Here is a 13,363-nt window from a genome sequence, read left to right as displayed (position 1 = left end):
CCCGAGGGCCCTTGGATCACGCGCACCACCAATCGCGGCCGGGGAGTTACCCCGTCCTGGCGATGCGCGTGCGAATTACGAGAAGCGAGCGTTTCATGGAAACCCCGGAGATTGCGTTGGGCGGCACGGTAGAAAGGGTCCGGGGCGCGGTCAAGCGGAAAGTTTCAGGAAGCCATCAGCCGGCAGGCTTTGCGAAAGTTTCGTCCGGGTCCAGCCGCTCCCAGTCGGGGAACCGGTTGCGGAACCAGGTCTCCTGGCGCTTGGCGTAGCGCGCGGTATCGGCAAAGGCGCGTGCCCTGGCATCTTCCAGCGTGACGAGCCCGATGGTGTGGGCAATCAGCGGCGCCAGCCCGATGGCCTTCATGGCCGGCAACGCTGCGTCGAGGCGCAGCGCCGCGATCCGCTGCGCCTCGGCGCGCGCGCCTACGTCCAGCATCGCCTCGAAGCGGCGGGCGATCCGCTCCCTCAGCCGGCCGCGCTCCGGCGCCAGCACCAGCCGCCGGCAATCGGCCGCCGGCAGAATCGGCGGAGGGGTGTCGGCCTGCCAGTCGGCCAGCGACCGGCCCGTCGCCTCCCGCACCTCGAGCGCCCGCACGATCCGCTGTGCATCCGACGGCCGGAGCCGCTCCGCCATCACCGGATCACGCTCGCGCAGCTCGGCGTGCATCGCCGCGCCACCTTCCTCCCGCCCACGCGCCCGCCAGTGCGTCCGGATGTCCTCGGGGATCTCCGGCACCTCCGACAGCCCTTCCGTCAGCGCGGTGAAATAGAGCCCCGTTCCGCCGACCACGATCGGCATACGGCCGGTGCGGTCGAGGTCGGCCAGCACCTCGGTCACCTCGGCGAGCCAGCGGGCGACGGAATAGGGCTCCACCATCGGAACGTGGCCATAGAGCAGGTGCGGGGCGCGCGCCGTCTCCTCCGGCCCGGGGCGTGCCGACAGGATCTCAAGCTCCCGGTAGACCTGCATGGAATCGGCATTCACCACCGCCCCGCCGGTCTCCTCGGCCAGCGCCAGCGCCAGCGCCGACTTGCCGCTGGCGGTCGGCCCGGCTATCAAGATCGCCCGCCCTTCCCCTGCCAGATCTGTGATCCGCTTCACGATGGACCTCGTCGCAACCCTCATTGCCGCCCCGGCCGAACCTGCCGTCGACACCGCCGCGATCGCCGCGGCCCATCGGCTGGTTCCCCATGCGGACCTGGCCGTGCTCGCCGACAACGTGGCGGTCGACCTCGCGTTTGTCGACTCGTCCAGTGACGGCGCCCGCGTCTGGCAGGAGCGGCTGCGCGCCGCGCTCGAAGGCCGACCCATCGACGTGGTGGTGCAGGCGCCGCTCGCCCGCCGCAAGAAGCTGCTGATCGCCGACATGGACTCGACCCTGATCGGTCAGGAGTGCATCGACGAACTGGCCGACGAGCTTGGACTGAAACCGAAGATCGCGGCGATCACCGAACGCGCCATGCGGGGCGAGATCGACTTCGAGCCGGCCCTGAAGGAGCGCGTCGGCCTGCTGAAGGGTCTGCCGGAATCGGTCATCGACAAGGTTCTGGCCGAACGCATCACCCTGACCCCGGGTGCGCGCGCGCTGGTGCAGACCATGAAGGCCAACGGCGCCTATGCCGCCCTCGTCTCCGGCGGCTTCACCGCCTTCACCGGCGCCGTGCGCGAGCGGCTCGGCATGGATGAGGACCGGTCGAACACCCTCCACGTGTCGGACGGCCTGCTCGCCGGCACGGTCGGGGAGCCGATACTCGGCCGCGACGCCAAGCGCAGCCGCCTTGAGGAGCTGATCGCCGAACGCGGCATCGCCCGGGCCGACACGCTTGCCGTGGGCGACGGCGCCAACGACCTCGCCATGCTCGACGGCGCCGGCCTCGGCATCGCCTTCCACGCCAAGCCGAAGGTCGCGGAAGCGGCCGACGCCCGCATCGACCACGGCGACCTGACGGCCCTCCTCTATCTGCAGGGCTATGCGCAGGACGCGATCGTCGAGTGACATCTCCGACATAAGTATCGCGCGCCCGCATTTCGCGTTGCGACCCGCCCGTGTTTCGGTAAGAACGAAGGTGGGGGCGGGCGTACCGTAATAGGCGCGTTTCGGCCCGAGCCATCCTCATCCCCACGGGCGGAGATCTCGCGGACGATGCGCGGCGCATGACGGATACGGCGGCCCCGGCCGAGGGAAAATCCCGCGCATCGCTGCTGGTGGTGGGCGCGCTCGGCATCGTCTTCGGCGACATCGGCACCAGCCCCCTCTATTCGCTCCGCGAAGCGGTCCTCGCCGCGGGTCACCTTCCCCCCGACTTTGCCGTCACCGGCGTCCTGTCGCTGGTCACCTGGGCGATCATCTTCGCCATCGCGGTCAAGTATGTCGGCCTGGTGCTGCGCATCGACAACGAGGGCGAAGGCGGGATCCTGGCGCTGGCCACCCTGCTGGGCGTGCACGCCAATCCACGCCGATGGGGCATCGCGCTCCTGTGCGCGGCCCTTGTGGGCGCCGCCATGCTGTTCGGCGACGGCATCATCACGCCGGCGATCTCGGTGCTCTCGGCGTTCGAGGGCCTGAAGCTCGCGGCTCCCGCCCTGGAGCCCTACGTGGTGCCGATCACCGTCGTCGTGCTCGCGGTCCTGTTCATCGCCCAGCGCGCCGGCACCCACCGGATCGGGGTGCTGTTCGGCCCGGTGATGCTGGTGTGGTTCGTCGTGCTCGGCATTCTCGGCGCGATCGGCATCTTCGCGCACCCGGGCATCCTGAAGGCGCTCTCGCCGCATTACGGTGCGATGCTGATCCTCGCCGATCCGCTGCGCGGCCTCGTCGTCCTGTCGGCCGTGTTCCTGGCCATCACCGGCGGCGAGGCGCTCTACGCCGACCTCGGGCAGTTCGGCCGCCGGGCCATCGCCCGCGCCTGGTACTTCGTCGCCATGCCCGGCCTCCTGCTCAACTATTACGGCCAGGGCGCGCTGATCCTCGACACCCCGTCGTCCATCGACAATCCGTTCTATCTGCTCGCCCCGGAGGGCCTGCGGCTGCCGCTGGTGCTGCTCGCCACCGCGGCGACGGTGATCGCCTCCCAGGCGGTCATCACCGGCGTGATGAGCATCGCCCGCCAGGCGATGGAGATCGGCTACCTGGTACCGCTCCGAACGATCCACACGGCCGCCGAGCACGAGAGCCACATCTACATTCCGGCGGTGAACTTCGTCCTCGGCACGCTGTCCATCCTGGTGGTGATCGGGTTCGGGTCGTCCTCGGCGCTGGCCGGCGCCTATGGGCTCGCCGTCGCCGCGGCGATGATCACCACCACGGTGCTTTATGCCGCCGCGCTGATCCGCCGAAAGGTGTGGCCGGCCCGCGTCGCATGGGCCGTGGCGCTGGCGCTGCTGACGGTCGACCTCGTGTTCTTCGCCGCCAACCTCGGCAAGATCGAGAGCGGCGGCTGGCTGCCGCTGTCGCTGGCCGCCTTCGCACTGCTGGTCATGGCCGCCTGGCGGGTCGGCCTGCGGCGCACCGGGGAGTGGCTCACCCCGAATACGGTGCCGCTCGCCCAGTTCGCCATCAAGGAGGAGAAGGAGGAGGCCAACCTCACCAAGCCGGTCGTCTTCCTCACCCGCCGCGCCGGCTCGGTCACGCCCACCACCCTGGTCCTCCTCGACCGTCTGCTGGGCACCACCTTCACCCACGCCATCGTGGTTTCGGTCTCGGTGGTCGGCCGGCCGCGCGTCGCCGGCGACGACCGCGTGAAGGTCGACGTGATGCACGGTGGCGTGCTGCGCCTCGCCGTCACCGTGGGCTACATGCAGTCGGTGAACCTGCCCGCGATCCTCGGGCCGACGCTGAAGTCCCAGCGGATCGACACCGACGAGGTGGTCTACGTCGTGGGCTTCGAGCGGCCGGTCTCGCCCGACCGGATCCGCACGCCGGGGGACGTCCTCGCCGCGATGTTCGCGATCCTGGCGCGGTTCAACGAACGCGCCGCCGACCACTTCTGCCTGCCGCCCCGGCGCACGCTGGAGATCGGGGTGCCGATCCGGCTCTAGGAGATGGCGACGCGCCGTCGGTCCGGACCTCGCCCACCTTGCGCATGCGGATCGTCCGACACAATTGAAGCAAACCCGCCGCTCGCGTAGAACACGCTGCAAGAGCCGGTCCGCTGCCGCACGCAACGGAGCCAGTCAGCCAATCGCCCCTTTCGGGCAGTTCGACGGGAATGCGCCGACGCGGCTCGTCGTCGATCTGTCCCAACGCCCCGACCGGGCCGAAACCTCCCCTACAGGATCTCCATGGCACGCCAATTCATCTATCATATGCAGGGCCTTACGAAGTCGTACGCTGGCGGCAAGAAGGTTCTGGACGGCATCCACCTGTCGTTCTACCCGGACGCCAAGATCGGCGTTCTCGGCCCCAACGGTTCGGGCAAGTCGACGCTCCTGCGCGTCATGGCCGGCATCGACACCGAGTACACCGGCGAGGGCTGGGTCGCGGAAGGTGCCCGCGTCGGCTACCTCGCCCAGGAGCCGCAGCTCGACGAGAACCGGTCGGTCCGCGAGAACGTCATGGACGGTGTCGCCGCGAAGCAGGCGATCCTCGACCGCTACAACGAACTCGCCATGAACTACACCGACGAGACCGCCGACGAGATGGCGAAGCTCCAGGACGAGATCGACAGCCAGAACCTCTGGGACCTCGACAGCCAGGTCGACCAGGCGATGGACGCGCTGCGCTGCCCGCCCGACGAAGCCGACGTCTCCAAGCTCTCGGGCGGCGAGAAGCGCCGCGTTGCGCTCTGCCGGCTGCTGCTTGACCAGCCCGACCTGCTGCTCCTCGACGAACCGACCAACCATCTCGACGCCGAGACCGTCGCCTGGCTGGAAAACCATCTGCGCGAATATCCGGGCGCGATCCTGATCGTCACCCATGACAGGTACTTCCTCGACAACGTGACTGGCTGGATCCTCGAGCTCGATCGCGGCCGCGGCATTCCCTACGAGGGCAACTACACGGCCTACCTGGAAAAGAAATCCAAGCGGATGGCCCAGGAAAGCCGCGAGGACGAATCCCGCCAGCGCGCGATCGAACGGGAGCGGGAGTGGATTTCGTCGAGCCCGAAGGCCCGTCAGGCCAAGTCGAAGGCCCGTATCCGCGCCTATGACGAACTGCTGCAGCGCAACGAGGACCGGATGATGGGCTCGGCCCAGATCGCCATCCCGCCCGGACCGCGCCTCGGCGACACCGTCATCGATTTCGAGCACCTGTCGAAGGGCTACGGCGAGCGGCTGCTGATCGACGATCTGACCTTCAAGCTGCCGCCTGGCGGCATCGTCGGCGTGATCGGCGCCAACGGCGCCGGCAAGACCACGCTGTTCCGGATGATCGCCGGCCAGGAGAAGCCCGATCAGGGCACCATCTCCATCGGCGAAACGGTCAAGCTCGGCTACGTCGACCAGTCGCGCGACTCGCTCGACGCCAACAAGAACGTCTGGGAGGAAATCTCCGGCGGCCACGACATCATCGTGCTGGGCAAGCGCGAGGTGAACAGCCGCGCCTATGTCGGCGCCTTCAACTTCAAGGGCGGCGATCAGCAGCAGAAGGTCGGAAACCTGTCCGGCGGCCAGCGCAACCGCGTGCATCTGGCCAAGATGCTGAAGTCGGGCGCCAACGTGCTGATGCTCGACGAACCGACAAACGATCTCGACACCGAGACGCTGGCCGCCCTGGAAGAGGCGCTGGAGGATTTCGCCGGCTGCGCCGTGGTCATCTCGCATGACCGCTTCTTCCTCGACCGGCTGGCCACACACATCCTCTCCTTCGAGGGCGACAGCCACGTCGAGTGGTTCGAGGGCAACTTCGCCGACTACGAGGAGGACAAGAAGCGCCGCCTCGGGCCGGACGCCATCGTTCCGCGCCGGGTGAAGTACAAGCGCCTCACGCGCTAGTCACGGCGCGAGACGCCACGCGCCGGAGCCATTCGCACCGGCGCGGCAGGTGAGAAGTGACATCTGCGCGGACGTCCGGTAGTCCCCGGTCGTCCGCGCGGGATCCTCAGGCGCCGAAGCGGCGAGCGGAGGCGTCAGGCGCAGACGGTCTTCACGCTGTCGCGCTCATCCATCCGGTTCATGAACGCCGAGACCGCCGGGGCCCGCTCCACGAGCGGCCGGCCGTCGGGACTGGCGCGCAGATAGACCAGCACGGGGTAGAGGTTCAGGTCCGCGTACGTCATGCGGCCCCCGACAAGCCAGCCGGTGGGATCCAGCGCCCGGTCGATCACGCCGACCTGCCGTTCCATCGCCGGGAGCAGCGAGTCGATGAGCGCCCTGTTGGGAGCCCCTCCGGCGCCGGTCGGCAGCATCAGTTCCACGTAGTAGCGGCGGATCATCGTCGGATCGATCGTCGTGTTGACGAACGAAATCCATTCCTCCGTGCGCGCTTTCAGCACCGGATCGTCCGGAAACAGCCGCGGGCCTTCGAAAACGTCGTCGAGATAGCCGGCGATCGCCCGCGACTCGCACAGCACGAAGTCACCGTGACGCAACACCGGGATCTTGCCGAACGGATGCAACTCCACAGCCTCGCCCTCGTGAGGCGGCGTCTGTCGCAGGCTGTAGGAGATGCCCTTTTCCTCACAGGCCAGCCGGACCGCGCGCACGTAGACCGAAGGCGCAAATCCAATGATCTCGATGTCGTGCATGTATCCCCCGCGACACGGACATGATCGTTTCGTTCGATCGTGCCGAAAGAGAGCAACGGTTCGGCGACGCCGGTCAAGCCTTGTGCGGCGGCAGCGGCTTCGCCCGCTGGGCGTGCCAGCCGACCACCGCCTCGGGACGGGCGTCGGTGGAGGCGAAATAGGGCTTGATGTCGATCACCGGCGTGCCGTCCAGGACGTCGACACCAGCGACCGTCAGCCCGTCCTCGTGGACCTCGACCACCTCCGACACGGTCAGTCCGATCGGGTTGGGCCGGTCCGGCGCGCGGGTCGCGAACACCCCGTGGCGCGCGACGTCGGTCGGCGGCACCAGGGCGATCACGTCGCGGGTTGACCGGTCGAGCCAGGTCAGAACGATGACGTGGCTCACCGTCTGCAGCGACGCGAGCCCCGCGCGATAGTGCGGCTTGAGCACGATCCGGCCGGTGGCCGTGCTCTCGGCGCCGTTCTTCGGGCACGTGGCCCGGTCGGTCCACGGCGTGCGGATCTCGCCCAGGAACACAAGTTGCGCGTCGCCGCCGGAAACGCGATCGAGCCGCGTCGCATAGTCCGCCATCGGCCTGTCCCTTTCGCGCCCGATCCATCGAGCCCCAAGGAAGACCGGCTTTCGTTCGCCGATCAAGCGGGCCGGCAGCGCCGAAACGCCGCGACCGCCGCCGCCTCCCGGAGGCTTCCGGAAAGCGGACGACGGTCGGTCGATGTGGTGGTCGGTCGTTGGGTTGCGCCCGCGCTCACCGGTCAGCGACAGAAGTGCGCGCGTCCATCGTACCCGACGAAGGTGCCGGTCTCCGGATTGAACGACCGATAGCGGTCGCTGCAGTAGGCGTACCAGGACGGCGTCCACGGACGCGGGCGGCCGCCATAGTAGACCGGCTCCTCGTAGACGGTGACGGTGCGCGGCTGGCTGAGCGCGCCGGCGACGATCGCGCCGGTGGCGAAGCCGATCACGCCCGCGGCCGCGGCATGTCCGCCGTGATAGTGCCTGTGCCCGGCCTCGGCCCCGCTCACCGGAACGGCGATGAAAGCGGCGGCAAGCGTTGCAGTAACGACGGCGGCGCACGAAGTATTACGAACTGTCCGATTCATGGCTAATCTCCCTCTTCTCTCTGGACCGGGCCGCTTCCGCTCATCTTCCGCGTGACCCGATGATGATAAGATGGATGATCCACCCGCAAACCGAAGTGACGACAGTCACAAGAGGAACGATATCTGCGAAAGGGCAAATCGGGGTGGCCGGCAGGTAGCGGCGCCCAACGAAAAACGCCGCCGGTGGGCCGACGGCGTCAGGTCATTGCAGGCGTCAAAGCCTGCGGCGGGACTTCTGGACGGCCCACCGGTTGCCAGCTCGTGTGCCCGTCGATCAGGCCAGCTGGATGTTGACGGCCTGCGGACCGCGGCCACGGCGGTCGTTCTCGACCTCGAACGAGACCTTGGTCCCCTCGTCGAGGGCCTGAAGCCCGGCGCGTTCAAGGGCCGTGATGTGGACGAACACGTCCTTGCCGCCCTGGTCAGGTGTGATGAAGCCAAACCCGCGCGTCGTGTTGAAGAATTTCATCGTGCCATTCTGGCGCATGCGAAGTCCCTCTCCCGATGGTCAATCCCGAACGCGATGCAACGGACCGAGACCGGTCCGATCTCGGAAACATCGGGAAAGCCAGGCCCACCCCCCTCCGGGTGACACGTCTTAACCAAACGTCCGAGAACACCTCACATTTCATTTCGAGGCGCCACGTCTCTACATTGCCGCCGTTTTGCTAGGGACTCAAGCGGGATCAGAGCACCCGTCGGCGTTGTGCTGTCGAGTGCAAACCGATAGCAAGATCTCGTGCTCCCGTTTGAAAGGTTCTGCATCCCGTCATGGCTTCCCCCCTCAAGTTCCTGATCGTTCCGGTCACGCCGTTTCAACAGAATTGCTCGATTGCCTGCTGCACGGCGACCAACCGCGCGGCGATCATCGATCCGGGCGGCGACCTCGACCGCATCAAGGCGGCCATCGAGGAGAGCGGGGCCACTCCCGAGAAGATCCTGCTGACCCACGGCCACATCGATCACGCGGCGGGAGCAGCCGAGCTGTCGGAAGATCTCGGCCTTCCCATCGAAGGGCCCCACGTCGCCGACAAGTTCCTGCTCGACGACCTGGAGGCCCACGGCGCGCGGATGGGCATTCCGGGTCGTCCGGTCACGCCCGGCCGCTGGCTCGACGAGGGCGACGAGGTCACCATCGGCGACTGCCGCTTCTCGGTGCTCCACATCCCCGGCCATTCGCCCGGCCACGTCTCGTTCGTGTTCTCGACGCAGGAAATCGTCATCGGCGGCGACGTGCTGTTCGCCGGCTCGATCGGCCGCACCGACTTCCCCTACGGCGACCATGACGCGCTGATCTCCGGTATCAAGACGAAGCTGCTGCCGCTGCCCGACGAGACCATCGTCCTGCCCGGCCACGGCCAGGCGACGACGATCGGGCACGAGCGCAAGTCCAACCCGTTTCTCCAGGGCTGACGCCGGCCGAACCTTGGCCGAAGTCCCAATCCGGCGGGCCCATGCCGATGTGCGACCCGACAATCCGTCCGCTGGATCCCGGCGATGCCGACCACCTCGCCCGGATCTTCTTCTGCGCGGTGCATGAAGGGACCCGGGACCACTACTCCTTCGCCCAGCGGATGGCCTGGGCCGGGCCGACGGTCGACCTCGACGCCTGGCGCCATCGCGTTGGCGGGCTGACGGGCTTCGTCGCCGAGCGCGACGGCGAACCGATCGGCTTCATGACCATCGACGCGGAAGGCTACGTGGATCTGGCGTTCGTGCTGCCGTCGGCGGCGGGTTCGGGCGTCGGCTGGCGACTGCACGAGGCGGTCGAAGCCAAGGCGCGTGCGCTGGGTGCGCAGGAGATGACCACCCAGGCCAGCAAGGCGGCGCGGCCGTTCTTCGAGCGGCAGGGCTGGAGCCTCATTGCCGAGCAGAGCGTGGAACGCCGCGGCGTCCGGCTCACCAACTACCGGATGCGGAAGGCGCTGTAGGGACCCCTGCCCGCATAGCCTCCGCCGCCTCAGTCCAGCACGGCGCCGAAAACCTCCCGGAAGGCGGTCCGGCCGGTGGGGGTGATGGCGAGCACGCGGGCGGTCTCGCCGCGTCGGATCCAGCCTGCCTCCAGGCTGCGGGCGCACAGGGCGGCGCCGAGCTTTCCGGCCAGATGCGGCCGGCGCTCGCTCCAGTCGAGGCACGGTCGGCAGAGCACCCGGCCGGACGTCCGCCCGCCGGGCTTGCCCCCGAGTTCGATGCGCACCCTGGCCAGGAAGGCGAAGCCTCGTTCGGTCACCTCGCCAGCGTCCGGACCGAGCTCGGCGTAACCGCCCGCCACCAGCGCGTCGGCCAGCGCCACCCCCAGCTGACCGGCGATGTGGTCGTAGCAGGTGCGCGCGGTCCGGAGCGCCCGATCACGCGGCCCGGTGACCACGGCCCGCCGCGGTGGCTGGAGCGCCGAGGCGACCTGCATCAGGCTTTCCACCATCTGCGCCACCATTGCCGAGGCGAGCCGGAAATAGCGGTGGCGCCCCTGCTTCTCGACCGACAGCAGCCCGGCCTCGGTCATGCGGGCAAGATGTCCGCTGGCCGTTTGCGGCGTCACGCCGGCCACGCTCGCGAGCTCGCTCGCCGTCAGCGCCCGGCCGTCCATCAGCGCGTGCAGCATCGAAGCCCGCGCCGGATCGCCGGCGAGCGCTGCAATTTCCGCAAAGGCGGCATGGGTCGACATCCGCAGGTTCCCCGTTCGCGTTGGGGAACAGTGTAGCGCGGAAGGAGGACCGACGCTTCGGCGCTCGCCGAAGCGTGCGTGTCCGCTCAGCCGAACATCCGGGAATGCACGATCGAGGTGGCCGCGATGAAGCCGTCGGCCACGGCGAGCGTCACCGCGTGCTGCATGCGCGCCATGTCGCCGACCGCGTAGACGCCCGGGACACTGGTCTGCCTGTCCTCGCCGACGGTCACGAACCGGCCGAGCGGCGTTTCGTCGGTCGCGCATCCGAGGTCCGTGGCGAGCCCACTGGTCATCGCCAGCTCCGGGGCCACGTAGAGCCCGACCACCGGAACCGCGCGTCCGTCCGCGAGCCGCACCGCCTCGACGGTCTGCCCCTTGCCCTCCAGCGCGGCGACCGGCGTTTCCTCCAGCGACACGCCTCGGGCCTGCAGGTCCGCTCGGTCTTCGGCGCCGATCTCCACCGCGCCGTTGACGAACAGCGTCGTCGGCCCCCATTGCGGGATGATCCGCGCCTGCATCAGCGACACCGGTCGCGAAGCCAGCACGCCGAGCGGCCCGCCGCCGAACTCGTAGCCATGGCAGAACGGGCAGTGAATGACGCTCTCGCCCCAGCGCGCGGCGAGGCCCGGCACGTCGGGCAGGATGTCGGTCACGCCGGTGGCCAGCACCAGCCGCACGGCCCGCACGCTTTCGCCGTCGGCCAACTCGACGACAAACTCCGCGCCATCGCGGCGCGCCGATACCGCCTCGCCGGCGCGCATCCGCACGCCGCTGTAAGGCGCGAGCTGCGCGCGGGCGCGCTCGAGGATCGCCGCCGGGTTGTCGCCGTCGGCCCCGAGAAAGCCGTGCGAGGCAGAGGCGTAGCGGTTGCGCGGAAGGCCGGCATCGACGACCAGCACGTCCAGCCGGGCGCGACCGAGGGTGAGGGCTGCCGACAGGCCGGCGAAGCTGCCGCCGACGACGATGACATCAGGATTTCGCATGGTGGGTCTTCCACTCTGGATGGGCATCGAGCCGCGCCCGGAAATCCCGGTCGAGGTCGGCCAGCGTGACGGCGGACAGGCGGGCAAGCAGACGGGCCTCGGCCTCGCTCATGGCGCCGGCGATCTGCGCGTTCACCGCCTGCTCCACCAGGCACTGCGGGTCCTCGGTGCGGTTGCCGAAGGCGAACAGCGGCGGAGCGCCCAGGGCGTCGTAGACGTCCTTCAGCGTGATCTCCGCGAGCGGGCGGCTGAGGGTCCAGCCCCCCCCCCTGCCCCTGCCGGAAGCGACCAGCCCCGCCTCGCGGAGGTTCGCCATGGTCCGGCGGACCACCACCGGGTTGGTGCCAAGGTGATGGGAAAGCACCTCCGACGTCGCGGGGGTGTTCTTCTCCGCCATGTGCAGGAGGACGTGCAGGACGGAGGAGAGGCGACTGTCGAGCTTCATGTAACTTCATATGTTACAAGATAGCCTCGAGCGCAAGGGGCATGCGCCAAATGCAGAAGGGCCCCCGCGCAATCCGCGCGGAGGCCCTCCGGATGACGAAAGTCCGTGCGCACCGAAAGTGCGGGGCTGCCCCGCTAGCGCGTGAAACGCGGTCCTGATTCCATACGGACCGTCCGGCGCCTTAGCGCAGCCGCACGACCCCGAGGAGTGCCAGCACCACGATCGCCACGGCAAATCCGTTCGCCGTCGGCACCATGCCGACGAGGCCGGTCGCATAGCCGGCGGCCAGCGCCGGCAGGGAGTTCGCAAGGTAGCAGATCACGTAGAACGCCGACATCAGACCAGCGCGCTCGTCGGCGGCGGCCAGCGGCATCACGCTGCGGATCGCCCCCAGGAAGCCGACCCCGAATCCGATGCCGGCAAGCGCCGAGCCCGCCAGAAGCAGCACCGCACTGGCAACGTCGACACCCAGCACCACAGCTCCCACCCCGAGTATCAGCGCCCCGGCTCCCGCGAGCAACGACAGACGCGCCGAGCGGCCGCGCATGACCATCACCGCCCCCGCGCCGCTGAAGGTGAGCGCGAACACCGCGGCACCCCCCATCCAGTCCGCGTTGGCGCCCGCGATCGTCACGATGAGAGAGGGCATCAGCGACAGGTAGAAGCCGCCAAGCGCCCAGATCGCGACAAGAAGCGGGGCCACGGCGAGAAGCGCCGGCCGCGCTCGGACGGGCACGATGATGCGTGGCCGGATCCGCAATCGGCCCGGCAGGCGTTCCGTGAGCGTCTCGGGTGAAAGCCACGTGCGCACGGCCTGGACCACGAAGACCGCGGTGAGGAGCACGAAGCCCAGGTGGAGAGGCTCCGGCGCATACCGGACCAGCAGCGACGACACGAGGGCGCCGATACCCATTCCCATCATCGGCGCGACGGAATTGGCGAGCCCTCCCGCCTCCCGATCGATGTCGAGCAGGGTCGCGCCGATCGTCGCCGCCGCGATGCCCGTTGCCACGCCCTGCACGATGCGCGCGGCCAGCAGCCAGCCCGCGCTTCCCGCCGCGAGGAACAGCGCCATGGCGACGAGGTTCAGCGCCAGCGCAGCCAGGATCACCGGCCGCCGGCCGAGGTGATCGGAAATCGGCCCGACCAGGACCAGCGCCACCAGCAGCGCAAGCGGGTAAATGGCGAAGACGAGGGTGAGAACCAACGGCGAGAAGCCAAAGGCATCCTGATAGAGGCGATACAGCGGAGACGGGACGCTCGACGCGGCCAGAAAGGCTACCAACGTGGCGGCGTGCAACGCGATTGAAGCCGGGTGGCCTGCTTCGGTTGGAGACTGAACCATGGAACACCTTGATCTCAGCGATGCGGCCCACTTCAAGCGGGAAGCCGCATCGGCACCCGGCTCGTGGCGCCGATCATCTATCGGGTCCTGTTCAGCCCGACGCCGCCGGCTCCCGATGCCGTCCACCGCCT

14 protein-coding genes are annotated in these 13,363 nt (G+C 68.8%); 5 read left to right on the top strand and 9 right to left on the bottom strand.

Going from position 1 to position 13,363, the window contains the following annotated elements:
* Positions 1 to 175 precede the first annotated feature (175 nt).
* On the bottom strand, positions 176 to 1,102 hold the full coding sequence (gene miaA, locus AB7M35_RS16725; RefSeq protein WP_453961496.1) for a tRNA (adenosine(37)-N6)-dimethylallyltransferase MiaA: 927 nt from the start codon (positions 1,100 to 1,102) through the stop codon (positions 176 to 178).
* Position 1,103: 1 nt separating this feature from the next.
* Between miaA and serB the strand changes: the two genes are divergently transcribed.
* The 3 genes from serB (at position 1,104) to ettA (ending at position 5,935) form a co-directional block, all read left to right on the top strand.
* Positions 1,104 to 1,997 (top strand): phosphoserine phosphatase SerB, encoded by an 894-nt coding sequence (gene serB / locus AB7M35_RS16720; RefSeq protein WP_453961495.1) that lies wholly within the window; start codon positions 1,104 to 1,106, stop codon positions 1,995 to 1,997.
* A gap of 158 nt (positions 1,998 to 2,155) precedes the next feature.
* The gene (locus AB7M35_RS16715; protein WP_453961494.1) at positions 2,156 to 4,039 is read left to right on the top strand and encodes a KUP/HAK/KT family potassium transporter; all 1,884 of its coding nucleotides are present in this window, start codon (positions 2,156 to 2,158) and stop codon (positions 4,037 to 4,039) included.
* Between the two features lie 243 nt (positions 4,040 to 4,282).
* On the top strand, positions 4,283 to 5,935 hold the full coding sequence (ettA, locus tag AB7M35_RS16710) for an energy-dependent translational throttle protein EttA (protein ID WP_453961493.1): 1,653 nt from the start codon (positions 4,283 to 4,285) through the stop codon (positions 5,933 to 5,935).
* A 134-nt stretch (positions 5,936 to 6,069) separates the two neighbouring features.
* Here the strand turns inward: ettA and AB7M35_RS16705 are convergent, their stop codons facing one another.
* The 4 genes from AB7M35_RS16705 to AB7M35_RS16690 all read right to left on the bottom strand — a co-directional run bounded on the left by AB7M35_RS16705 (position 6,070) and on the right by AB7M35_RS16690 (position 8,278).
* Positions 6,070 to 6,687, bottom strand: a complete 618-nt coding sequence (locus AB7M35_RS16705; RefSeq protein WP_453961492.1) for a glutathione S-transferase family protein — start codon at positions 6,685 to 6,687, stop codon at positions 6,070 to 6,072.
* A gap of 73 nt (positions 6,688 to 6,760) precedes the next feature.
* Positions 6,761 to 7,261 carry a tRNA (N6-threonylcarbamoyladenosine(37)-N6)-methyltransferase TrmO gene (tsaA, locus tag AB7M35_RS16700; protein ID WP_453961491.1) on the bottom strand — a complete coding sequence of 167 codons (501 nt, stop codon included), beginning with the start codon at positions 7,259 to 7,261 and terminating at the stop codon, positions 6,761 to 6,763.
* Between the two features lie 182 nt (positions 7,262 to 7,443).
* Positions 7,444 to 7,791, bottom strand: coding sequence for a BA14K family protein (locus AB7M35_RS16695; RefSeq protein ID WP_453961490.1), 348 nt, complete (start codon positions 7,789 to 7,791; stop codon positions 7,444 to 7,446).
* 274 nt (positions 7,792 to 8,065) lie between these two features.
* A complete protein-coding gene (locus AB7M35_RS16690; protein WP_453961489.1) occupies positions 8,066 to 8,278 on the bottom strand; it encodes a cold-shock protein in 213 nt (70 codons plus the stop codon).
* 284 nt (positions 8,279 to 8,562) lie between these two features.
* On the opposite strand from AB7M35_RS16690, the gene AB7M35_RS16685 reads away from it, so the two are divergent.
* Positions 8,563 to 9,204, top strand: coding sequence for an MBL fold metallo-hydrolase (locus tag AB7M35_RS16685; RefSeq protein ID WP_453961488.1), 642 nt, complete (start codon positions 8,563 to 8,565; stop codon positions 9,202 to 9,204).
* A gap of 47 nt (positions 9,205 to 9,251) precedes the next feature.
* Positions 9,252 to 9,722: a GNAT family N-acetyltransferase gene (locus tag AB7M35_RS16680; RefSeq protein ID WP_453961487.1), complete on the top strand. Its 471-nt coding sequence runs from the start codon at positions 9,252 to 9,254 to the stop codon at positions 9,720 to 9,722.
* A gap of 29 nt (positions 9,723 to 9,751) precedes the next feature.
* Here AB7M35_RS16680 and AB7M35_RS16675 read toward each other — a convergent pair whose 3' ends face one another.
* The 4 genes from AB7M35_RS16675 to AB7M35_RS16660 all read right to left on the bottom strand — a co-directional run bounded on the left by AB7M35_RS16675 (position 9,752) and on the right by AB7M35_RS16660 (position 13,232).
* Positions 9,752 to 10,456 (bottom strand): ArsR/SmtB family transcription factor, encoded by a 705-nt coding sequence (locus AB7M35_RS16675; RefSeq protein ID WP_453961486.1) that lies wholly within the window; start codon positions 10,454 to 10,456, stop codon positions 9,752 to 9,754.
* A gap of 86 nt (positions 10,457 to 10,542) precedes the next feature.
* Complete coding sequence (locus AB7M35_RS16670) at positions 10,543 to 11,442, bottom strand: NAD(P)/FAD-dependent oxidoreductase (RefSeq protein WP_453961485.1); 900 nt, start codon at positions 11,440 to 11,442, stop codon at positions 10,543 to 10,545.
* On the bottom strand, positions 11,429 to 11,887 hold the full coding sequence (locus AB7M35_RS16665) for an Rrf2 family transcriptional regulator (RefSeq protein ID WP_453961484.1): 459 nt from the start codon (positions 11,885 to 11,887) through the stop codon (positions 11,429 to 11,431). Before AB7M35_RS16665 ends, AB7M35_RS16670 begins: the two co-directional genes overlap by 14 nt.
* A gap of 181 nt (positions 11,888 to 12,068) precedes the next feature.
* Complete coding sequence (locus AB7M35_RS16660) at positions 12,069 to 13,232, bottom strand: MFS transporter (RefSeq protein ID WP_453962558.1); 1,164 nt, start codon at positions 13,230 to 13,232, stop codon at positions 12,069 to 12,071.
* Positions 13,233 to 13,363 lie beyond the last annotated feature (131 nt).

This window comes from Amorphus suaedae (assembly GCF_053629675.1).
The sequence above is the reverse complement of the archived record's forward strand: the minus strand, read 5'-3'. Positions and strand labels throughout refer to the sequence as shown.

Coding starts and splice junctions, on each gene's coding strand:
- AB7M35_RS16665 (WP_453961484.1), bottom strand. CDS start 11,887: ATGAAGCTCGACAGTCGCCTCTCCTCCGTCCTGCACGTCCTCCTGCAC.
- AB7M35_RS16705 (WP_453961492.1), bottom strand. CDS start 6,687: ATGCACGACATCGAGATCATTGGATTTGCGCCTTCGGTCTACGTGCGC.
- tsaA (WP_453961491.1), bottom strand. CDS start 7,261: ATGGCGGACTATGCGACGCGGCTCGATCGCGTTTCCGGCGGCGACGCG.
- AB7M35_RS16685 (WP_453961488.1), top strand. CDS start 8,563: ATGGCTTCCCCCCTCAAGTTCCTGATCGTTCCGGTCACGCCGTTTCAA.
- ettA (WP_453961493.1), top strand. CDS start 4,283: ATGGCACGCCAATTCATCTATCATATGCAGGGCCTTACGAAGTCGTAC.
- serB (WP_453961495.1), top strand. CDS start 1,104: ATGGACCTCGTCGCAACCCTCATTGCCGCCCCGGCCGAACCTGCCGTC.
- AB7M35_RS16670 (WP_453961485.1), bottom strand. CDS start 11,442: ATGCGAAATCCTGATGTCATCGTCGTCGGCGGCAGCTTCGCCGGCCTG.
- AB7M35_RS16695 (WP_453961490.1), bottom strand. CDS start 7,791: ATGAATCGGACAGTTCGTAATACTTCGTGCGCCGCCGTCGTTACTGCA.
- AB7M35_RS16680 (WP_453961487.1), top strand. CDS start 9,252: ATGTGCGACCCGACAATCCGTCCGCTGGATCCCGGCGATGCCGACCAC.
- AB7M35_RS16715 (WP_453961494.1), top strand. CDS start 2,156: ATGACGGATACGGCGGCCCCGGCCGAGGGAAAATCCCGCGCATCGCTG.
- AB7M35_RS16675 (WP_453961486.1), bottom strand. CDS start 10,456: ATGTCGACCCATGCCGCCTTTGCGGAAATTGCAGCGCTCGCCGGCGAT.
- AB7M35_RS16660 (WP_453962558.1), bottom strand. CDS start 13,232: ATGGTTCAGTCTCCAACCGAAGCAGGCCACCCGGCTTCAATCGCGTTG.
- AB7M35_RS16690 (WP_453961489.1), bottom strand. CDS start 8,278: ATGCGCCAGAATGGCACGATGAAATTCTTCAACACGACGCGCGGGTTT.